The 20466-nt window shown below is 43.5% G+C and carries 19 protein-coding genes and 1 pseudogene; 7 read left to right on the top strand and 13 right to left on the bottom strand.

Annotated features, from left to right (window positions below):
- Position 1: 1 nt before the first annotated feature.
- The 8 genes from rseP to rpsB form a co-directional block, all read right to left on the bottom strand.
- On the bottom strand, positions 2-1357 hold the full coding sequence (gene rseP, locus AACQ81_RS19385; RefSeq protein WP_237385921.1) for a sigma E protease regulator RseP: 1356 nt from the start codon (positions 1355-1357) through the stop codon (positions 2-4).
- Positions 1358-1363: 6 nt separating this feature from the next.
- The gene (cdsA, locus tag AACQ81_RS19390; protein ID WP_237385885.1) at positions 1364-2227 is read right to left on the bottom strand and encodes a phosphatidate cytidylyltransferase; all 864 of its coding nucleotides are present in this window, start codon (positions 2225-2227) and stop codon (positions 1364-1366) included.
- Positions 2228-2236: 9 nt separating this feature from the next.
- Positions 2237-2932 carry a polyprenyl diphosphate synthase gene (gene uppS / locus AACQ81_RS19395; RefSeq protein ID WP_237385922.1) on the bottom strand — a complete coding sequence of 232 codons (696 nt, stop codon included), beginning with the start codon at positions 2930-2932 and terminating at the stop codon, positions 2237-2239.
- 324 nt (positions 2933-3256) lie between these two features.
- Positions 3257-4453, bottom strand: a complete 1197-nt coding sequence (ispC, locus tag AACQ81_RS19400) for a 1-deoxy-D-xylulose-5-phosphate reductoisomerase (RefSeq protein ID WP_237385886.1) — start codon at positions 4451-4453, stop codon at positions 3257-3259.
- Positions 4454-4610: 157 nt separating this feature from the next.
- Positions 4611-5168: a ribosome recycling factor gene (frr, locus tag AACQ81_RS19405; RefSeq protein ID WP_092548588.1), complete on the bottom strand. Its 558-nt coding sequence runs from the start codon at positions 5166-5168 to the stop codon at positions 4611-4613.
- A gap of 171 nt (positions 5169-5339) precedes the next feature.
- Positions 5340-6068: a UMP kinase gene (pyrH, locus tag AACQ81_RS19410; RefSeq protein WP_237385887.1), complete on the bottom strand. Its 729-nt coding sequence runs from the start codon at positions 6066-6068 to the stop codon at positions 5340-5342.
- A 133-nt stretch (positions 6069-6201) separates the two neighbouring features.
- A complete protein-coding gene (gene tsf, locus AACQ81_RS19415) occupies positions 6202-7059 on the bottom strand; it encodes a translation elongation factor Ts (protein WP_237385888.1) in 858 nt (285 codons plus the stop codon).
- A 164-nt stretch (positions 7060-7223) separates the two neighbouring features.
- A complete protein-coding gene (rpsB, locus tag AACQ81_RS19420) occupies positions 7224-7949 on the bottom strand; it encodes a 30S ribosomal protein S2 (RefSeq protein ID WP_237385889.1) in 726 nt (241 codons plus the stop codon).
- A 377-nt stretch (positions 7950-8326) separates the two neighbouring features.
- Here rpsB and map point away from each other — a divergent pair, with 377 nt between their 5' ends.
- The 4 genes from map to AACQ81_RS19440 all read left to right on the top strand — a co-directional run bounded on the left by map (position 8327) and on the right by AACQ81_RS19440 (position 13424).
- On the top strand, positions 8327-9124 hold the full coding sequence (gene map / locus AACQ81_RS19425) for a type I methionyl aminopeptidase (RefSeq protein ID WP_237385890.1): 798 nt from the start codon (positions 8327-8329) through the stop codon (positions 9122-9124).
- A gap of 179 nt (positions 9125-9303) precedes the next feature.
- The gene (gene glnD, locus AACQ81_RS19430; protein WP_237385891.1) at positions 9304-11958 is read left to right on the top strand and encodes a bifunctional uridylyltransferase/uridylyl-removing protein GlnD; all 2655 of its coding nucleotides are present in this window, start codon (positions 9304-9306) and stop codon (positions 11956-11958) included.
- A 40-nt stretch (positions 11959-11998) separates the two neighbouring features.
- Positions 11999-12823 (top strand): 2,3,4,5-tetrahydropyridine-2,6-dicarboxylate N-succinyltransferase, encoded by an 825-nt coding sequence (gene dapD, locus AACQ81_RS19435; protein WP_237385892.1) that lies wholly within the window; start codon positions 11999-12001, stop codon positions 12821-12823.
- 214 nt (positions 12824-13037) lie between these two features.
- Complete coding sequence (locus AACQ81_RS19440) at positions 13038-13424, top strand: DUF3461 family protein (RefSeq protein WP_237385893.1); 387 nt, start codon at positions 13038-13040, stop codon at positions 13422-13424.
- Positions 13425-13506: 82 nt separating this feature from the next.
- Here the strand turns inward: AACQ81_RS19440 and AACQ81_RS19445 are convergent, their stop codons facing one another.
- From AACQ81_RS19445 to AACQ81_RS19465, 5 genes and pseudogenes are all read right to left on the bottom strand, one after another.
- Entirely contained in the window at positions 13507-13953 is a 447-nt protein-coding gene (locus AACQ81_RS19445; RefSeq protein WP_237385894.1) for a flavodoxin, read from the bottom strand.
- Positions 13954-13988: 35 nt separating this feature from the next.
- On the bottom strand, positions 13989-14741 hold the full coding sequence (gene truC, locus AACQ81_RS19450; RefSeq protein ID WP_237385895.1) for a tRNA pseudouridine(65) synthase TruC: 753 nt from the start codon (positions 14739-14741) through the stop codon (positions 13989-13991).
- Between the two features lies 1 nt (position 14742).
- Positions 14743-15069 (bottom strand): YqcC family protein, encoded by a 327-nt coding sequence (locus tag AACQ81_RS19455; protein ID WP_237385896.1) that lies wholly within the window; start codon positions 15067-15069, stop codon positions 14743-14745.
- Positions 15070-15672: 603 nt separating this feature from the next.
- Positions 15673-16224 (bottom strand): SecY-interacting protein, encoded by a 552-nt coding sequence (gene syd, locus AACQ81_RS19460; RefSeq protein WP_237385897.1) that lies wholly within the window; start codon positions 16222-16224, stop codon positions 15673-15675.
- Positions 16225-16452: 228 nt separating this feature from the next.
- Positions 16453-16560: pseudogene (locus AACQ81_RS19465) on the bottom strand (IS1 family transposase); the annotation flags it as partial.
- Between the two features lie 137 nt (positions 16561-16697).
- Here AACQ81_RS19465 and AACQ81_RS19470 point away from each other — a divergent pair.
- The 3 genes from AACQ81_RS19470 to xni all read left to right on the top strand — a co-directional run bounded on the left by AACQ81_RS19470 (position 16698) and on the right by xni (position 20303).
- Complete coding sequence (locus AACQ81_RS19470; RefSeq protein WP_237385898.1) at positions 16698-18389, top strand: cholesterol oxidase substrate-binding domain-containing protein; 1692 nt, start codon at positions 16698-16700, stop codon at positions 18387-18389.
- Positions 18390-18625: 236 nt separating this feature from the next.
- A complete protein-coding gene (gene queF, locus AACQ81_RS19475; RefSeq protein WP_237385899.1) occupies positions 18626-19471 on the top strand; it encodes an NADPH-dependent 7-cyano-7-deazaguanine reductase QueF in 846 nt (281 codons plus the stop codon).
- A gap of 73 nt (positions 19472-19544) precedes the next feature.
- A complete protein-coding gene (xni, locus tag AACQ81_RS19480; protein ID WP_237385900.1) occupies positions 19545-20303 on the top strand; it encodes a flap endonuclease Xni in 759 nt (252 codons plus the stop codon).
- Positions 20304-20466: the final 163 nt, after the last annotated feature.

Consider the following 20466-nt stretch of genomic DNA (forward strand, 5'->3'; position numbering starts at 1 on the left):
TTTAAAAGCGGGAGAAATCATTGAAAAGTGCAAGCCCCATTAATAACACCAGCAATATAGCACCAATGCGATAACTGAAGTCTTGTACACGCTCGGAGACTGGCCCTCCCTTAATCTTCTCGATAGCAAGGAAAAGCAAGTGTCCACCATCTAGTACAGGTAATGGGAACAAATTAATGATCCCAAGATTGACGCTAATCAGCGCCAAAAACATTAAATAATACACCAAGCCAAAATCAGCTGATACTCCAGCACCTTTGGCTATAGAAATCGGGCCGCTCAAGTTATCGAGCTTCACATCCCCCACAATTAATTTGCCGATCATATTGACGGTCAGTTTCATTAATTGCCAAGTTTTGTTTCCTGCCTCGTAAATGGCAGAGAAAGGCCCGTATTGCTGAATAATCTTATATTCATCCGACAGTGGAATAAATTTAAGTTCAACGCCGGCAAAACCTTCTTCACGGTCATTGGACAACTTTTTGACTTCAGGAATCAGAGACAGGGGAATTATTTCTCCCGCCCTCGCAACGTCCAATTTTAGAGGAATATTGGGATTCTTCCTGACAAAAGATGAAAAAGTGTGCCAGACATCTACATCTTGACCGTTGACTTTAACGATCCTGTCCCCACTTTGTAAACCCGCTTTTTCAGCGGGTGAAGCAGGATAAACTTTTTCTACTTGCGCACTAATCCGAGGAACAACAGGCATCATCCCCAAAGACAATAGAACATCCTGCTTAGACGCATCGAATGCCCAGTCGCGTAAATCCAATGTCTTTTGGATGCTTTCACTGGTATCCAAAGGAGTGACATCTACGGATACAGATGCTTCACCCACTTTACTTACCATAACAAGACGTACCGCATTCCAATCAGAAGTTTCGATACCATCAACAGCTTTTAGTTCCATTCCAGGCAAAATATTTGCCTGAGCGGCAATGGAATCTGGTTTAACATCTAACACTACCGGGCGCACAGACGGCACGCCAATGACAAAAACCAGCCAATAAGCTATAACAGCCAGAATGAAGTTTGCAATTGGCCCAGCGCTGATTACTGCTGCACGCTGGCCAATAGTTTTATTGTTGAAAGCCATATGGCGACGCTCAGGAGAAACTTCTTCTACCCGTTCATCGAGCATTTTGACATATCCACCAAGAGGGATAAGGGCAATGACGTATTCTGTTCCCTGTTTATCTGTACAGTGCCAAAGCGCTTTACCAAAACCAATGGAAAAGCGTTCAACATAAATACCACACCGCCTGGCAACCCAAAAATGACCAAACTCATGTACAGTGACAAGAACGCCCAATGCAACAATAAATGCAGCCAGATTCCAGAGAATATCCATTATTTACCTTTAAAGAGTAAATCCAGAAGAAATCAACATTACCAACCCTGCGAACACAGGAATTGCCGCCGTTAAGCTATCTACCCTGTCCAGAACGCCACCATGCCCCGGAATCAATTGACTACTGTCTTTGATCCCTGATTCCCGCTTAAACATACTCTCAGTTAAATCACCAAAGACCGAGGCAATAACCACAACCGTGGAAATCAACAGCAAGTGTTCCTGCATTGTGGGTACAGGTGCAAACTTACCGAACAGCCACGAAATCAGTGCTGCGGTCAGTAATCCCCCAACGAGTCCTTCAAGCGTTTTACCTGGCGAAACCCTCGGTGCCATTTTGTGCTTACCCATGGTTCGGCCGAAAATATAGGCTCCTGAGTCGGCAGCCCACACCAACAGCATCACATACAGCAACCACCATGCGCCATCGTAGGTATTGCTTTCATAACCCTGGGTACGCAATACCATCATCCCACAATAAAAGGGCACGATGGTCAGAACACCAAACAGCAGGCGCAATATAACCGATGATTTCCAGATAGAAGCAGAGGCTGGATAAGTAACCACTAATAAAATAGCGACTACCCACCAAATCATCCCTGCCCACAATAGATATATAATTTGAGGTTTTTCAGTAAGATGATAAAAATCCGACAAAGAATACTGCAAAGCCAATAAACCTACAGCAAATAACACTGCCAATGTAATGCGTTTAGCTTGAGTAAAGAGACCTGCAAATTGCCCCCATTCCCATGCGGCCAGTGCAGAAACAGTAATGATAACCAGCCCAAATCCCGATGGGGGCAGGAAAAACAGTGCTGCTATAACAAGCGGAATTAATATCAACGTAGTTAAAAGACGGTACTTCAGCAAGTTCTCCTCCTATGATCCCACTTCGGCATCGTCTGGTATTGTTCCGCCGAATCGGCGTTCTCGTTTGGAAAAGGCATTAATAGCACCTTCAAAAGCAATTTCATCAAAATCAGGCCAAAGTATATCGGTAAAATACAATTCTGCATAAGCGATCTGCCATATCAGGAAATTACTGATACGGTGCTCGCCTCCCGTTCTGATTACAAGATCAACTTCAGGCTGCTGATTTAAATTGATGAAACTGCCAATTGTAGCCTCAGTAATCTCTTCAGGTGCCAGTTCATTTGCCTTAACTTTGTCAGCAATTTGCTTAATACCCTGAAGTAAATCCCAACGTCCGCCATAATTAGCTGCAATATTAAGCTGCAATCCGGTATTGCCCGTGGTCAATTCAACTGAACGGCGAATACGTTCCTGCAACCGTGAGCTAAAACGACTGATATCACCAATGACAGACAATTTCACATTGTGCTTATGCAGACTCTTTACTTCATTATCAAGAGCAAAAACAAACAATTCCATTAATGAGCTGACTTCTTGCTGTGGGCGATTCCAGTTTTCACTACTGAAAGCATATAACGTCAGTGATTCAATATTATGTTTAACTGAAAAACTTACAGCACTCCGCACAGCTTTAATTCCTGCACGGTGACCAAAAATTCTTAATTTACCACGCTTTTTTGCCCAGCGACCATTACCATCCATAATGATGGCAACATGTCTGGGTACCGTTGGTAATGAGTCACTATCACTGGGAGATATCACTCAAAATAATCCTTAAATAACTAGGCTGGACTTGCAATAAATTCAATCGCTTCCAAACATGAAAAAGCCGTGTCACGTGTTAATTATTATCACGGCTACCACGGCTATTTCTCGCACGGCCTGAATGAAAGCCTCTACTCTGGTTTTACTATCAGAACACGGGTGCAAAGTAATTGAATTGGCGATTATAACAACTATAATTTACCCGCGAACTATATCATTTGCCAAAACGCAAACAAACATATACTTATTAACAATAATTCGCTACTTAGCAAAAATTCTGATGGTTTTTCTCGCCGCAATTCTGGCTATTTTATCGATTTCTAAGACCTCTTCTATACTTTGAGGTTCAGATAAATTTAATTTTTCTACCACTAACCGATTAATTCTCGCAATATCTGTGAAACGGATTCCATCTTTCAAAAAAACATCAACGGTCTCTTCATTCGCTGCATTCAAAACAGTTGTTGCTGCCTGCCCTTCATGACAAGCCTCAATAGCCAACTTCAGGCAAGGGTAACGCTGATAATCCAGTGTTTCAAAGGTGAGCATGCTCAGCTCGGTAAAGTCCAGTGGTTTCGCGCCAGATTGAATACGGTTGGGGTAAGCCATCGCATAAGCTATGGGAGTACACATGTCCTGTGTTCCCAACTGAGCAATAATACTGCCATCTTGATAACGGACCATAGAATGGATGACTGATTGAGGATGCAATAATACTTCCATTTCATCAGCGGACGCATTGAACAAGTAACGTGCTTCAATGTACTCCAGCCCTTTATTCATCATGGTCGCTGAATCAACTGAAATTTTACGTCCCATTGACCAGATTGGGTGTGCACACGCTTCATCCGGTGTAACATCAGGCAGCTTATCCAGAGATGTTTTACGGAATGGGCCACCCGAACCTGTCAGTATAATGTTGGAAATACCATGATCCTTCAAATTTATATTGCCAAGATTATGTTGAACCTCGGCAGGCAAACTTTGAAAAATAGCATTATGTTCACTATCAATAGGTAACAGTTGCGCTTTGTATTGAGCAACTGCATCCATAAACAGGCGTCCACTGGTAATCAGCGATTCTTTATTCGCCAACAGAACTTGCTTACCCCGACGAATAGCCGCCAGTGTTGGTAATAGCCCTGCTACACCAACAATGGCAGACATGACTTGATCGACGTCTTCCAGTGCCGCTAAATCACAAATAGCCTCTTTGCCGAATAAAACTTCGGTTTGGTTTCCTCGTTCTTGCAGTAATTGACGTAACGCATTCGCAGATTGCTCATCCGCCATCGCTGCGTATAGCGGGCGAAACTCCAGGCACTGCTGTGCCATAACTTCAATATTTTTCCCAGCAATGAGTGCGACAACACTGAATTTCTCTGGATTATTTCGGACAACAGAAAGCGTACTTTTCCCAATCGAACCCGTTGAGCCAAGAATAGTTAACCGTTTCATTTTAATACTCTGAATATGCTACTGATATAAATATCGCATTAGTTTGAGCTGTACAGATCGCTATGTCCATCGTTTGAGAAAGAAATGTGATACGAAGTGTATATCAAGAATAAGAACAACGCCGCAGGGATACGGCGCTGTATTTAAGAAATAGAGCTTAGAAATCCATTAACTCAGTTTCTTTATTTGCCAACGCTTCATCAATCTTTTTAATAAAGCTGTCGGTCAATTTTTGGATTTCATCCTGTGAACGACGTTCTTCGTCTTCACTGATTTCTTTTTCTTTCAGCAGTGCCTTAACCTTATCGTTAGCATCACGGCGAATGTTACGGATAGATACACGACCCTGCTCCGCTTCACCACGAACAACCTTGATAAGATCTTTACGGCGTTCTTCTGTCAGTGCAGGCAATGGAACGCGGATAATGGTTCCAGCAGAAGATGGATTCAGACCCAGATCAGAAGCCATAATCGCTTTCTCAATTGCCGGAGTCATGGAGCGGTCAAATACCGTAATTGCTAAAGTACGGACATCTTCTGCAACGACGTTTGCAATCTGACGCAGTGGAGTCGCAGCGCCATAATATTCAACGCTGATGCCATCCAACAGGCTAGGAGAAGCACGGCCAGTACGAACCTTGCTGATTTGGTTTTTCAGTGCTTCGACGCTTTTTTCCATGCGGTCTTGTGCGTCTTTTTTAATTTCATTAATCACGTTACAAACCCTTGGGAGATGGTTATTTTTTTAGGCCATATATGCGTAACTAGCAAATACACTAATCAAGCTGATAACTAGGTGGCCCTGTGTCATTAAATTTGGCGCATCAGGACGCTGATCATACCGTCAAATTTCACCAATGTCTCTCTGAGCACGAATTATGAAAAATCAGTCGTGAGAAATCAGCGTGCCTTCATTTTCACCCATCACAACACGACGGAGTGCGCCTGGTTTATTCATATTAAAAACACGAATAGGCAGATTATGATCACGGGCCAACGTAAACGCAGCGAGATCCATCACTTTTAATTCACGTTCCAATACGTCCTGATAAGTGAGTTTATCGTAGAGAACGGCTTCAGGAGCTTTCGTAGGATCAGCAGAATAGACGCCATCAACTTTAGTCGCTTTTAACACAACATCTGCTTCAATTTCAATGCCACGCAGACATGCAGCAGAATCTGTTGTAAAGAACGGGTTACCAGTACCCGCAGAGAAAATAACAACACGACCGTGACGCAGTAAGCTGATAGCCTCAGCCCAGCTGTAATTGTCACACACCCCATTCAGTGGGATGGCTGACATCAAACGAACGTTCACATAGGCGCGGTGTAAAGCATCACGCATCGCCAGACCGTTCATCACAGTCGCTAACATGCCCATGTGATCGCCTACTACACGGTTCATTCCTGCTTCAGCCAAACCAGCACCACGAAACAGGTTACCTCCTCCAATAACGACGCCGACCTGAATACCCAGCTCAACCAGTTCTTTAATTTCCTGAGCCATGCGGTCTAAGACGCTGGCGTCGATACCAAAACCTTCTGCGCCTTGCAGGGCTTCTCCACTGAGCTTAAGAAGGATTCTCTGATATACGGGTTTTGCATTGGTTGCCATGGTGTTCAGTCCTAAGCAGATAAGGATATTGGGGATTTATTCAATTACTACACATCCACGCTACGCAGCCCAGATGTAAAAACTCATCATGAGATAAAACAGAACCGCCAATCGGCGGCTCCGTTTAAGAAAATTAAGACTGTTTGCTCATTGCAGCAACTTCTGCTGCGAAATCAGCTTCAACTTTCTCGATGCCTTCACCAACTTCGAAGCGGATGAAGTTGATCACTTTAGCATTGTTCTCTTTCAGCAGATCGCCAACAGATTTGCTTGGATCCATTACGAAATTCTGGCCAGTCAGAGAGATTTCGCCGGTGAATTTGTTCATACGGCCAGAAACCATTTTCTCTGCGATTTCGCGAGGCTTACCAGACTGCATTGCGATTTCCATCTGGATCTGATGCTCACGCTCAACCACGTCAGCAGGAACGTCAGTTGGGTTCACGTATTCTGGCTTGCTTGCAGCAACGTGCATTGCAACGTGTTTGATCAATTCTTCGCTTGCGCCTTCAGCCGAAACCAGAACACCGATGCGAGCACCGTGCAGGTAAGAACCTACAGCTTCACCTTCCAGGATTTCAACACGACGGATGTTGATGTTTTCACCGATTTTCGCAACCAGTTCAGTACGCTGTTCTTCGAACTTAGCTTTCAGAGCATCGATATCAGCGTTTTTGTCAGCCATTACTGCTGCGATCACTTCTTTACCGAACGCCAGGAAGCCTGCATCTTTAGCAACGAAGTCAGTTTCACAGTTCAGTTCAACAATACCCGCGAATGTAGCATCAGCCGCAACTTCAACCAGGATAACACCTTCAGCGGCAACACGGCCTGCTTTCTTAGCAGCTTTTGCCTGACCTGATTTACGCATGTTATCGATAGCAAGCTCGATATCACCATTTGCTTCAACCAGTGCTTTTTTACATTCCATCATGCCTGCGCCAGTACGCTCACGCAGTTCTTTTACCAGAGCAGCGGTAATGTCAGCCATTTGTTTTATTCCTCGATGTGTCTCGCGGGAAGATAATATTCCGCGTGGAAAGTTCTATATCAGATAATAGTTCTATATCAGATATGTAAAGGGGGCCGTAATAGGCCCCCTAACCAATATATTTCAATACCTGGTCAATAAGGGCTCAAAATGAGCATACCTTATTATTCAGCGTCTACGAGACCTTCTTCCGCCTGAACAGCCAGATCTTGAGAACGACCTTCACGAACAGCGGTAGCTGCAGCGGTCAGGTACAGTTTTACTGCACGGATTGCGTCGTCGTTACCAGGGATGATGAAATCAACGCCATCTGGATCAGAGTTAGTATCAACGATAGCGAATACTGGAATACCCAAGTTATTTGCTTCTTTGATAGCAATATGTTCGTGTTCAGCATCGATAACAAACAGAGCATCAGGCAGGCCGCCCATGTCTTTGATACCGCCCAGGCTGTTTTCCAGTTTACCAAGCTCACGAGTACGCATCAGCGCTTCTTTTTTGGTCAGCTTGTCAAAAGTACCATCCTGAGACTGCACTTCCAGATCTTTCAGACGCTTGATTGACTGACGAACAGTTTTCCAGTTAGTCAGCATACCACCTAACCAACGGTGATTAACGAAGTATTGGTCACAGCTCAGTGCTGATTCTTTTACTGCTTCGCTAGCAGCACGCTTAGTACCAACAAACAGGATCTTACCTTTACGGGAAGCAATTTTGTTCAGCTCTGCCAGTGCACCGTTGAACATTGGAACAGTTTTTTCCAGGTTGATGATATGAACTTTGTTACGAGCACCAAAGATGAAAGGTTTCATTTTTGGGTTCCAGTAACGAGTCTGGTGACCGAAGTGAACGCCCGCTTGCAGCATATCGCGCATGGAAACAGTTGCCATTTTAGACCTCTATAAAGTTAATTGGGGTTATGCCTCCACAGATCCCATGACACCGACTCTTTAGCTGCAAGCTACCCATATGATTAGCCGCATGAGAGCACCCCGGTGTATGTGCCGACCCGTGTGTGTTATTTACACATAATGAGTTTATTTAGTATCCCTGCGCATTGCATTAAGGCAGAAACAATTACACAGAATACCGGCGCGCTTTATACCACAAACCACCACTATACTCCAACATTTGTTACAGCTTTCTGATAGTCTGTCAACCAACGGTTATTGGCAGACATTCGGTGGGCTGGTACCATTACCGACAACAATTTTCCTTAGTTAATATCAAATAGTCGGTCATTTTCCGACTTAAATGGACCCATTTCATGGCTATTTCTATCAAAACAGAAGAAGACATTCAGAAAATGCGTGTTGCCGGACGTCTGGCAGCCGAAGTTCTGGAAATGATTGAGCCTTACGTCAAGGCGGGTGTCACCACAGGTGAACTGGATCGCATCTGTCACAAGCACATCACCGAGAAACAACAGGCCATTTCTGCTTGTCTGGGTTACCACGGTTTCCCTAAATCTGTGTGCATCTCAGTCAATGACGTAATTTGTCACGGTATTCCGAGTGATGACAAGGTGCTGAAAGACGGTGATATCGTCAATATTGACGTTACTGTCATCAAAGATGAGTTCCACGGTGATACATCCAAAATGTTCATCGTCGGTAAGCCAACTATCCAAGGTGAGCGTCTTTGCCGCGTGACACAAGAGAGCCTGTATCTTGCCCTGAAAGTGGTTAAGCCGGGCATTCGCTTGCGTACCCTTGGCAAAGCAATTCAGCAGTTTGTGGAAGCTCAGGATTATTCTGTTGTTCGCGAATATTGCGGTCACGGTATCGGCAGGGTCTTCCACGAAGAGCCACATGTTTTGCATTATGATGCGGATGATGGCGGTGTTGTTCTGCAAAAAGGAATGGCATTCACTATTGAACCCATGGTTAATGCAGGTGATTTCCGCATCCGTACCATGAAAGACGGCTGGACAGTCAAAACCAAAGATCGCGGTTGGTCTGCGCAGTATGAACACACTATTGTTGTAACCGACAATGGTTGTGAAATCATGACATGGCGCAAAGAAGAAGAGCCGTATATTTCAGCAGTATTAGTCAACGAATAATTGCTGACTGACGCAATTTATCATTTCTAATCAATGAAGCGTCTGTCAACTCACTGGGCTGACGCTTCATTCTGTTTCATTCTCATGACCAATAATCCCTGTTCATCTCACGATTTTCTCAGTAATCTGGTCATTATGGTTCGCTTCCCCATAAGCTTTCTCATAATAGGTTTCTGCATATGCCAGTCGATATCTCCTTAGCGCAAGCACCCGTTCCTCCCCTTTCTCCTGTGGAATTTTCCCACAATGACCTTCAATACCCTGTCCTTAAACAGCATATTGATGAATTTCAGCTATGGCTGGAGCAAGCCTTCAAGGCAGGAATCACACCGGATGCACTGATTTACGCTCGCAGTGATTATATTGATCAACTGTTGAAGCGCTTATGGCAGGAACGGGAATTTGACCAAATAGTCTCTCTTTCTCTGATTGCAGTCGGTGGCTATGGTCGCCGTGAATTACATCCTCTATCTGATATTGATCTATTGATCCTAAATGAATCTCCGCTCACTGAAGAACAATCAGTACAAATCGGAAAGTTCATCGCTCTGCTCTGGGATATCCGTCTGGAAGTAGGTCATAGTGTCAGGACACTCGAAGAGTGCAAGCAAAAAGGGCTTTCCGATCTCACTATCGCCACAAACCTTATTGAAGCACGCTTAATTTGTGGGGATCTGCCCTTATTTCTACGCTTGCAGAAATATATTTTCAGTGATGATTTCTGGCCATCTGCTCAATTTTTCGCGGCTAAACTCGTTGAACAGCAAGAACGTCATCAACGTTATCACAGTACAAGCTACAATCTGGAGCCTGATATCAAAAGCAGCCCCGGTGGATTACGCGACATTCACACCTTACTTTGGGTTGCTCACCGCCATTTTGGCGCGACATCCTTGGATGAGATGGTCGATTTTGGCTTCCTGACCCGCGAAGAACGTAACGAATTAAACGAATGCCAGAATTTTCTCTGGCGCATCCGTTTTGCCCTTCATCTGGTCGTTACCCGTTATGATAATCGGCTGCTGTTTGAAAGTCAGTTCAGTGTTGCCCGACTGCTCGGCTATGAAGGCGAGCGTAATCAACCCGTCGAACGGATGATGAAAGATTTCTATCGCATGACCCGTCGTATCAGTGAACTCAATAGCATGCTGTTGCAGCTATTTGATGAAGCGATTCTGGCATTGCAGCCTAATGAGAAACCTCGTCCCTTGAATACAGAGTTTCAATTACGGGGTAATCTCATCGATTTAATTGATGAAACGCTGTTTAGTCGTGATCCTACCTCAATTTTGAAAATGTTTTATCACATGGCGGAACATCACGAAATTCAGGGGATCTACTCCAGAACATTGCGCCAGCTTCGCTATGCCCGTAGAAATCTGCATAATCCTTTATGTGAATTGCCCGAAGCACGAAAAGTTTTCATGGATATTCTGCGCCATCCCTACGCAGTCAGGGGTGCGCTACTCCCAATGCACCACCATAGTGTATTAGGAGCGTATATGCCGATGTGGAGCAATATCGTCGGCCAGATGCAATTTGATCTTTTTCATGCTTATACCGTTGACGAGCACACCATACGGGTACTACAAAAGCTGGAAAGTTTCGCTAATGAAAATAACCGCGTGATCCATCCTTTGTGTGTTGAGCTTTATCCCCGTCTCCCGCAACCGGAACTGCTGCGGTTGGCGGCGTTTTTCCATGATATCGCCAAGGGCCGCAATGGTGATCATTCTGAGCTTGGTGCTAAAGATGCATTCACGTTCGCAAAAGTACATGGCCTGGCAAATCACGAAGCAGAATTAATAGAATGGCTGGTTCGTGATCATTTATTAATGTCAGTCACCGCCCAGCGACGGGATATTCAAGACCCTGATGTTATTCAACAATTTTCTAGAATAGTCAAAAACCAAACCCGATTGAACTATTTAGTTTGTCTAACTGTTGCAGATATTTGCGCCACCAATACTAAGCTATGGAACAGTTGGAAACAAAGCCTGATACGCGAACTCTTTTTCGCCACAAAAACACAATTGCGCCAAGGTCTCCAAAATCCCCCTGACTTACGAGAACGTATGCGCAATAATCGCACACAATCACTAGCTCTATTGCGACAAGCCAATATCGACGAACAACAATTGCACAGCATATGGAGCCGTTTCCATGCTGATTATTTCCTGCGTCATACTCCGGATCAATTGGTATGGCATGCCAGCCACTTAATCCACCATACTTCTTCAGAACCGATGGTGTTGATCAGCACTGCATTTTCCCACGGCGGTACAGAGATTTTTATTTGGTGCCAAGACCGGCCTTCATTGTTTGCCGCAGTTGTTGGGGAGTTGGACAAACGTAACTTAAGCGTCCACGATGCCCAAATCTTTACGAGTCGTGATGAAATGGCAATGGATACATTTGTGGTACTGGAGCCTAACGGCCATCCACTGGCGCTTGATCGTCACGAATCCATCCGCCGCGCTTTACTGAAAGTGGTGAATGATCCTCATCCCAAGGTGCCGAAAGCACGTAATCTACCAACTAAATTACGCCATTTTAATGTCCCGACCAAAGTCAGCTTTTTACCGACGAAAAATATCCGCCGCACTTATATGGAATTGGTTGCATTGGATCAACCCGGATTACTGGCTCGGGTAGGCAATATTTTCACTGAATTGGGCATTTCCTTGCATGGAGCTAGAATCACCACTATAGGGGAACGTGTTGAAGATTTTTTTGTACTGGCAGATAAAGATCAAAATGCATTACATAAAAAAATAAGGGATGAATTATCAGAAAGGTTGACAGAAGCCCTCAACACACGGGATAAACTATAGCAATACTCTTGACTTAACAGAAATTAGGAACCGTGTACTTATGCAGCAATTACAAGCTACAATCGAAAATGCGTTTGAAAACCGTGCAAACATTACACCATCCACCGTTGATGGAGCCACCCGCGACACCATTAATCAGGTCATCCAAATGCTGGACAGCGGCAAACTTCGCGTCGCTGAAAAGATTGATGGAGAATGGGTAACGCATCAATGGTTGAAAAAGGCTGTATTGCTTTCCTTCCGCATTAATGACAATCAAGTTATGGAAGGCTCTGAAAGCCGCTATTTCGACAAAGTACCCATGAAATTTGCTGATTATGATCAGGCTCGTTTCGAGAAAGAAGGGTTCCGTGTAGTGCCGCCGGCGGCAGTGCGCCAAGGCGCTTTTATCGCCCGTAACACCGTACTGATGCCATCTTACGTCAACTTAGGAGCCTATGTGGATGAAAGTTCAATGGTAGATACTTGGGCTACTGTGGGTTCCTGTGCACAAATCGGTAAAAATGTTCACTTATCTGGCGGCGTTGGTATTGGGGGTGTTCTGGAACCCTTGCAGGCTAACCCAACCATTATTGAAGACAATTGTTTTATCGGCGCCCGTTCTGAGATCGTAGAAGGCGTCATCGTGGAAGAAGGCTCCGTGATCTCAATGGGGGTTTATATTGGTCAAAGCACCAAAATCTATGATCGTGAAACCGGTGAAATTCATTATGGCCGTGTGCCAGCAGGTTCAGTTGTCGTATCCGGTAACCTTCCGTCAAAAGATGGCAGCTACAGCCTGTACTGTGCAGTTATCGTGAAAAAAGTAGATGCCAAGACCCGTGGCAAAGTTGGTATTAACGAACTGCTGAGAAATATTGATTAACAGCACGACTTCCCACTTCACAAATGAGTTCATGCAATTGCTTACGGCTACATAAATATGTAGCCGCTTAGTCTTGGATTAAGAAAACCTGTTACTTTATTGTCTCATTTTTCTACTGATCACTAACCAATTGACTTTTAACAAGGATGAAATGGATAATAAATCCACTATTTTTTTGCCTTTCCATTTCATTTAGGTGACTAGGTGACGCGCTATGTACGATAACTTGAAAAGTTTGGGGATCACACATCCTGAAGATATTGATCGCTATAGCCTCCGTCAGGAAGCGAATAACGACATTCTGAAGATTTATTTCCGCAAGGACAAAGGCGAATTCTTCGCCAAAAGCGTTAAGTTTAAGTATCCACGTCAGTTAAAAACTATCTCTGATGATAACTCAGGGCAAGGTTACAAAGAAGTCAAAGAGATAAACACCAATCTGCGTTATGTAATTGAGGAGCTGGATCAGATTTGCAAACACGACCAGATAGAAATGGATTTAAAACACAAGATCCTTGACGATTTACGTCATCTTGAACATGTTGTTGCCAATAAAATTGCGGAAATCGAAGCAGATCTAGAAAAATTGACCCGCAAGTAATCTGTTAGCTACACCATTACACCGCTTATCTTCCCAACGTTACATTAAAGTAAAGGCCTAAGCGGTGTAACAGGAAACTTTCCTACAGCAAAGCCCCCCAGTGCTCAATCCAGTCTTGGGCAAAGGCTTCGGGTTCAACTACTTCAATAGCATCAATCAACAGTATATCCCCGATTCGCTTGGCTCCCTGTTCTTGTAACAGTTCATCAAATATACGGCCACCACCGCAAAATGTGTCGTAACTACGATCGCCCAACACAATCATGCCATAGTGTAAGTCAGACTGATGCCCCAACTTATCATTCAGTTCTGCATAGAGTGGCCGGATATTATCAGGCAGCTCACCCTGCCCTGTCGTCGAAGTAATCACTAACACAACCTGTTGCAGGTATTCTTGCCATTGCGCTAAAGTTGCATCTTCAAAGATTTTAACTTCATGCCCTTGCTGTCCAAGGATCTGCTGCGCCTCTTCTGCAACTGCCAGAGCATTGCCATAAACTGTACCAACGAAAACACCAATCTTTGCCATAGATATTGATCTCTTTAATCAGTTTGATACTGCGTTCATTCATGAGCGGTTAAACATTCCAGATCAGGCACAATACACCGCCACCCAAATTGTTCAAGCAAATGCTGCCAGGATGCATCCCACCGAGCAGTCAGAAGAAGTTTTTCTCCTGTTACAGGATGTTTGAGTTGAAGATGGCTGGCATGCAGCATTAACCTACCAGTCTGATAATATTTAACAACTCCTCGGTTTTGTCGCAAATCGCCATGCGTGGTATCCCCAATGATAGGATGCCGGATATGTGCCATATGCCGCCGCAGTTGATGCTTACGACCCGTTTTTGGCATCAGTTCCAACAGGCTGAAACGTGATGTCGGGTACCGCCCTATCTCAACCGGACACTCAACAGTTGCCAATGAACGATAATGTGTAACTGCTGATTGCGCTTCTCGGTCAGTATCAGCAAACTTATCTGCGATTTTGTCCAACTGTTCCATAAGGGCATAGTCGATAATATCATCACCTTCTACATAACCCCGCACAACCGCATGATACGTTTTTTGTATATCGTGGAATTCAAATTGTTGTGAAAGCGTCCTCGCTACTTCACTTGAAAGAGCCATCAATAAAACGCCGGATGTCGGCCTGTCCAGACGATGAACAGGGAAAACATGCTGCCCAATTTGATCACGCAGTGTCTGCATCACAAAAACGGTTTCATGGCGCGCCAACCAGCTACGATGAACCAGCCAGCCCGCAGGTTTATTGACTGCGACAATATGCTCATCCTGATAAATAATATCCAGCATATCAAGCCCCCTGCGCAAATAGAGTATCCAATTCCCTTAAATTCTCCAGCAAAGGTAAATAACGCTCTACTTCTTCTTTATAAACTTCTTCAAAATACGGCGCTATAGCAAATGCAGTCGGTAAATTAGCCTTTTGTTCTATTAAAGCCCGTATTCTTGGGATTAATACCCATTGAAGCCATTCATCCGCTGACATAGTATCAATAGAAAAAGGCTCGGTACTTTCAAAGGCTTCTGGTTTAGGTGGATAATTTTGCCATATACCTACCATTTTCATGGTGGCTTCAATTGACTGTAATTTAAGTAAAATTTTTTTCTCGATACTCATGATGTTTCGTCTGATGCCTGTCTATTGCTCAGTGGCAGAAACTGCCACCATTTCATTGGAGCATAAGAGTATCATTGATGTGATTTCAGCGGAAAACTTGCGAGGAGATAAGATGAAATATACCCAATATATTTTGAGTTTTGGCTTGAAATCCACTGGATATAAAAAAGAGGAGAGATAAAATATCCCTCCTCTCAGAGGTTGTCATAGCAATCCTGCTAAGTGGGGTGCATCCTGCTCGTTCCCTGACAAAAAACGTCCCTGCCTGTTATCCTTTACTTAATCATTATACTGATAGATTCTGGCGCTCCTGCCTGTACCTGACCATCCTTGAACCATCTTCCCGATGGAATTATTCCCTGGTTATTGTTTTGCTGTGATTCCTTTCGGAACAGTGAAATGATCTAATATTCAAGCTGCTGAAACAAGCCACTGAATTAGCATAATAAGCTGCATGACAAAAAGATGGTACAACCATAAACTTCATGTCATTGATATATCATAAAAATAATATCCACCAGTAATATTCACGCTATGATTAAGAGAGATATCTCACATACCGCGTGAGATATCTCTTACAAAAAATTAAACCAATATCTGCAACTAACTCACTATGACAGGCTTGATAACAGAAAGGAAAGTGGCTAGATCCGGGGATAATGTCGTTCGCTCATGACTGCCAAATTGCTCAAGTATCACTTGTCCTGTCAAATTACAGACAGAAATCAGCCCCATTTCAGAATCTGTCGTTCCAATAAATAGAGTAGGGGAGAGCTTTAACCGCTTCTGAGTGACCAAATGACCAATAAGATTTTCCTGCAACCGGATAAAATCATCTTCACTCCATACCTGAATCAGACTCAGGTTTTGGCCTTCAAAACTGGCTGCCATATCCCCGGCAAACTGCGTTACATAGTAATCGTGGATAGAATCCTGTAAACAGATATCCAGCGCTGTTTCAACCTTACTCAGTTTTCCTTGAATCGAAAACGGCTGAGGAAGCCAGTACACCACTTCATCTCCTGTACGATCAATACATGGAGAAGGGATACCATACAGATCGCTACTGGCTGGTGGAAACCCTGTATTTTCTTGCCACAATTCAATATAACGCTGGGTAAAGTCAGAAAGTGCTTTTGTCACATAAAAGGTCATAGAGTTATATCATCCATCATTTTCAGGTATGCAATGTTATCCCACTTGTTTCGATACGTTCTTGACAAAATAAGGTCTATACCCATTGGATTTCAAGATGCAGCGCGACGGCAAGGAACGAATCCCTTGGAGCATAGATAACTATGTGACTGGGGTGAGTGAGCGCAGCCAACAAAGCTGCAACTTGAAAGACGACAGGTATATACGCAATGCATTGATAAGCATCTTAATATAACATTCCCTTTCGATGAAAGTACCGATGATTTTGTTATGCATTTCAGGTGACTTTGAATAATACAATGTCTTCCGAATTAAGCGTTTAATTCGGTTACACAAACGATTTTTTCACCTCTTTTGCAAGCATCCGTTTTATTGTCTGAAACTCAGAACCCATTAGGCATGATAGATTTATTTTAAAATTAATATTAAAAAACAACCTACAAATAAAATAAAACATAAAGGAAATAAAAATAATGATCTCATCAGACTCAATCGAACAAGAAAATAATTATTCACAACAGAATTTCATTACTGAACCAAAATATCCCCTACTTAATTTCCCTTCAAATATAAAATACGTAAATAGATCATTTAGAAATTGGTCAGGAGAAATTCAGGCTTATAATATTCCATATTGCATACCACGCAGCACAGAAGATGTTATTTCAATCGTCAATTGGGCATGGAAAGAAAATTATAAGCTCAGACCGATCGGTCAATCCCATAATTGGTCACCACTGATAATGGGAATAGGGAAAAATCCGACAGCCCGCATTATGCTGATGGATCTTTCTCAATCCTTTACTCATGTTAATATCGAGCATCATCCCCAGTTTTCCATCGTAACAGCACAAACGGCTATATTAATGGAAACGCTGCTGACACAAATGGAAGAGCAGGATCTTGGCTTTACTGCAACCCCGGCTCCCGGTGATTTAACCCTCGGGGCGGTTCTCGCAATAAACGGGCATGGTAGTGCCATTAAAGCTTTCGGAGAAGAGCCGCTTACCGGGCATACATACGGTTCTCTGAGTAACACAATATTGTCTTTATCTGCTGTCGTTTGGGATACAGAAAGTCAGCAATATACCATCAAACGCTTTGAACGAAATCATCCAGATTGTGCTCCTTTATTGACCCATATCGGCAGTGCCCTCATTCTGGAAGTTCAGTTTCAGGCTGGTAAAAACCAACGTTTACGCTGCCAAAGCTTCACTGATATTCCGGCGGCAGAGTTATTTGCTTTCTCAGGAAATACAAAAGAAAATCGAACTTTCAGCCAATTCTTAGATAAAAGCGGTCGAGCTGAAATAATTTTGTTCCCCTTTACAGATAAACCATGGCTAAAAGTCTGGAGTGTATCACCAAATAAACCCGCATCGAGCACTGAAGTTAAAACCCCCTATAACTATCCTTTTTCCGATAATATTTCATTATCCATATCCGATATTACAGAAAATATACTTATCAATACCCCTGCACTAACACCCCTTATAGGTGAAATGCAATATCAGCTTGTAAAGGGTGCCTTACAAGGCCGTGAAAAAGATATCTGGGGCTGGAGTAAAAACCTGCTGTTATATGTAAAACCGACAACATTGCGCGTGACAGCAAATGGTTATGCCATCTTAACACGCCGAGCCGATATACAACGTGTGCTGAACGTATTCTATACCCAGTGGCAAACTTTGATGAAGGAATTCACCGTGACAGGAAAATATCCTGTCAACGGTCCTCTCGAAGTCAGAGTCACTGGATTAGATGATCCTGCTGATGTAGTACATGAAAAAGCCGTTGTTCCCAGCTTATCTGCCATCCGTCCACGTTCGGATCATCCTGAATGGGATGTTGCAATTTGGCTGGATATCTTAACCTTTCCCAAAACACCCCATGCCATTGAATTTATGCGTCAATTCGAGAAGTGGTTATTTCAGGAATTTAATGGCACTTATGCTTCAGCCCGTGTCGAATGGAGTAAAGGTTGGGCATACAGTGAAAATGCCGCATGGGAAGATGAAGAAGTGCTGACTAAAATAATTCCTGTCTCATTTACTGATGGCTTACCTACAGATAACAATTGGGATTTAGCCGTTTCCGCATTACAGAAACACGATCCGCATAATATATTTAGATCCCCGTTATTGGATAAATTACTTTCTGACTAATCGTAGTCTAATAAATAGCAGGTATAAAAACATATCTGCTATTACCAAATAGTGGAGAAATAAAACGGACATATAGCTATTCCATTGAAAAAAAGAGACTCGGCCTCTCAGAAACAGGCTTGAGGAAAATGGCAGTAATGCACAATAAAAATACGAACTTTAAAGATTCACTGATACACTACAGACTTACCTCACAGTCTAAAAATCTAAGAATTTTCCAATTTTAAGGAATCCTAATGTCTCTATATCAGGATAATGAAGCACTCTCCCAGCTTACGTTAGGTAAACCAACTCCCTACAAAGACAGTTATGACCCCACTATACTCCAAGCCGTTCCCCGCAGCCTGAACCGTGAACCCCTTGGGCTGTATCCTGACAAACTCCCTTTTCACGGTGCAGATATCTGGACAATGTACGAACTTTCCTGGCTCAACGCACGCGGCGTCCCTCAAGTTGCCGTCGGGCATGTCAGTCTTAATTCAGCCAGTGAAAATCTTATCGAATCAAAAAGCTTTAAGCTTTATTTGAACAGTTTTAACCAAACCCGCTTTTCTGATTGGGAAACGGTACAAAAAACCCTGCAACAAGATCTATCTGCTTGTGCCAACGGTGATATTGAGATTGTTCTATATCCTGTGCATCATTTCAGTCAACAGCCAATTGCCGATTTTGCAGGAGAATGCATTGATAATCAGGACATTGAAATTGATGATTATCAGTTCAGCCGAGATTATCTTAATAATTCAGCGACGGGTTCTCTCGTTGAAGAAACTTTGGTGAGTCATTTGTTAAAATCGAATTGTCTGATCACCCATCAGCCAGACTGGGGTTCCGTTATGATTCATTATAAAGGCCCTCAAATCGATCAAGAAAAATTATTGCGTTATTTAGTCTCTTTCCGTCATCACAATGAATTTCATGAACAATGTGTTGAACGTATTTTCAATGACTTAATGGTATTGTGCGCCCCTGAAAAACTCACTGTTTATGCACGTTATACCCGTCGGGGAGGCTTGGATATTAATCCATGGCGCAGTAACGAAGAATTTATTCCGGCGACAGGAAGATTAGCCCGCCAATAATCGAATCTGATTGGCGACATTTTCTGATGGGGCTGGTGCCAAGGAATACATCCACGGACGGAACACAACAACCATGATACACCTTTTGATTGTAGATGCCCTGAACCTGATTCGGCGCATCCATGCTGTACAGGGAAGCCCTTGTATTTCTGCTTGTGAACATGCCCTGAAGCAATTAATCACCCACACCTCACCGACTCACGCGGTTGCGGTATTTGATGAAAATGATCGCAGCCATAGCTGGCGACATCAGCTTCTCCCCGACTACAAAGCGGGCCGTTCTGCCATGCCGGATAGCTTGCAGCAGGAAATGCCCCTGATCAAGCAGGCATTCAATACACTGGGCATAGCGTGCTGGCATGCGGAAGGACATGAAGCAGATGATTTGGCTGCAACACTGGCAACTAAAGTCGCCAGCAGCGGGCATCAGGTTACGATTGTTTCAACGGATAAAGGCTACTGTCAGCTTCTTTCTCCTAATATCCAGATCCGTGATTACTTTCAAAAGCGCTGGCTAGATTTGCCTTTTGTTCAGCAAGAGTTTGGTGTTTCACCTGTCCAACTTCCTGATTATTGGGGGCTGGCAGGGATTAGTAGCAGTAAAATACCGGGAATTCAGGGTATTGGTTCCAAAACCGCGACCAGACTGCTGCAACAAGCAGGTTCGCTGGATAATTTATTCCAGCATTTAGAAACTCAGCCCGATAAATGGCGGAAAAAATTAGAATCCCACAAAGAAATGGCTTATATCTGCCGTGAAGTGGCATCCTTAAGAACCGATTTATCGCTTCAGGGGAATTTGCAGCAATTACGGCTCATCAATAATAGATAAAAACTCATTGCCATAGCCTTTCAAGATGCAGTTTTATTGGCTGCATCTTGAAACCTGTTTCAAATAACACGTTGAAAATGTATAACGCCTGATGAAGCACATCATCAGGCATAACTATATGTCCTTTTCTATTCCCTGTCAGTTGATACAAAAAAATGGCCCA

The organism is Xenorhabdus sp. Sc-CR9, assembly GCF_963897815.1.
Lineage (GTDB): Bacteria > Pseudomonadota > Gammaproteobacteria > Enterobacterales > Enterobacteriaceae > Xenorhabdus.

Excerpts from the sequence above, each read along its gene's own strand:
- uppS (WP_237385922.1), bottom strand. The coding sequence starts at position 2,932 with ATGGATGGTAATGGTCGCTGGGCAAAAAAGCGTGGTAAATTAAGAATT.
- ispC (WP_237385886.1), bottom strand. The coding sequence starts at position 4,453 with ATGAAACGGTTAACTATTCTTGGCTCAACGGGTTCGATTGGGAAAAGT.
- pyrH (WP_237385887.1), bottom strand. The coding sequence starts at position 6,068 with ATGGCAACCAATGCAAAACCCGTATATCAGAGAATCCTTCTTAAGCTC.
- tsf (WP_237385888.1), bottom strand. The coding sequence starts at position 7,059 with ATGGCTGACATTACCGCTGCTCTGGTAAAAGAACTGCGTGAGCGTACT.
- rpsB (WP_237385889.1), bottom strand. The coding sequence starts at position 7,949 with ATGGCAACTGTTTCCATGCGCGATATGCTGCAAGCGGGCGTTCACTTC.
- map (WP_237385890.1), top strand. The coding sequence starts at position 8,327 with ATGGCTATTTCTATCAAAACAGAAGAAGACATTCAGAAAATGCGTGTT.
- glnD (WP_237385891.1), top strand. The coding sequence starts at position 9,304 with ATGCCAGTCGATATCTCCTTAGCGCAAGCACCCGTTCCTCCCCTTTCT.
- dapD (WP_237385892.1), top strand. The coding sequence starts at position 11,999 with ATGCAGCAATTACAAGCTACAATCGAAAATGCGTTTGAAAACCGTGCA.
- AACQ81_RS19440 (WP_237385893.1), top strand. The coding sequence starts at position 13,038 with ATGTACGATAACTTGAAAAGTTTGGGGATCACACATCCTGAAGATATT.
- AACQ81_RS19445 (WP_237385894.1), bottom strand. The coding sequence starts at position 13,953 with ATGGCAAAGATTGGTGTTTTCGTTGGTACAGTTTATGGCAATGCTCTG.
- truC (WP_237385895.1), bottom strand. The coding sequence starts at position 14,741 with ATGCTGGATATTATTTATCAGGATGAGCATATTGTCGCAGTCAATAAA.
- AACQ81_RS19455 (WP_237385896.1), bottom strand. The coding sequence starts at position 15,069 with ATGAGTATCGAGAAAAAAATTTTACTTAAATTACAGTCAATTGAAGCC.
- syd (WP_237385897.1), bottom strand. The coding sequence starts at position 16,224 with ATGACCTTTTATGTGACAAAAGCACTTTCTGACTTTACCCAGCGTTAT.
- AACQ81_RS19470 (WP_237385898.1), top strand. The coding sequence starts at position 16,698 with ATGATCTCATCAGACTCAATCGAACAAGAAAATAATTATTCACAACAG.
- queF (WP_237385899.1), top strand. The coding sequence starts at position 18,626 with ATGTCTCTATATCAGGATAATGAAGCACTCTCCCAGCTTACGTTAGGT.
- xni (WP_237385900.1), top strand. The coding sequence starts at position 19,545 with ATGATACACCTTTTGATTGTAGATGCCCTGAACCTGATTCGGCGCATC.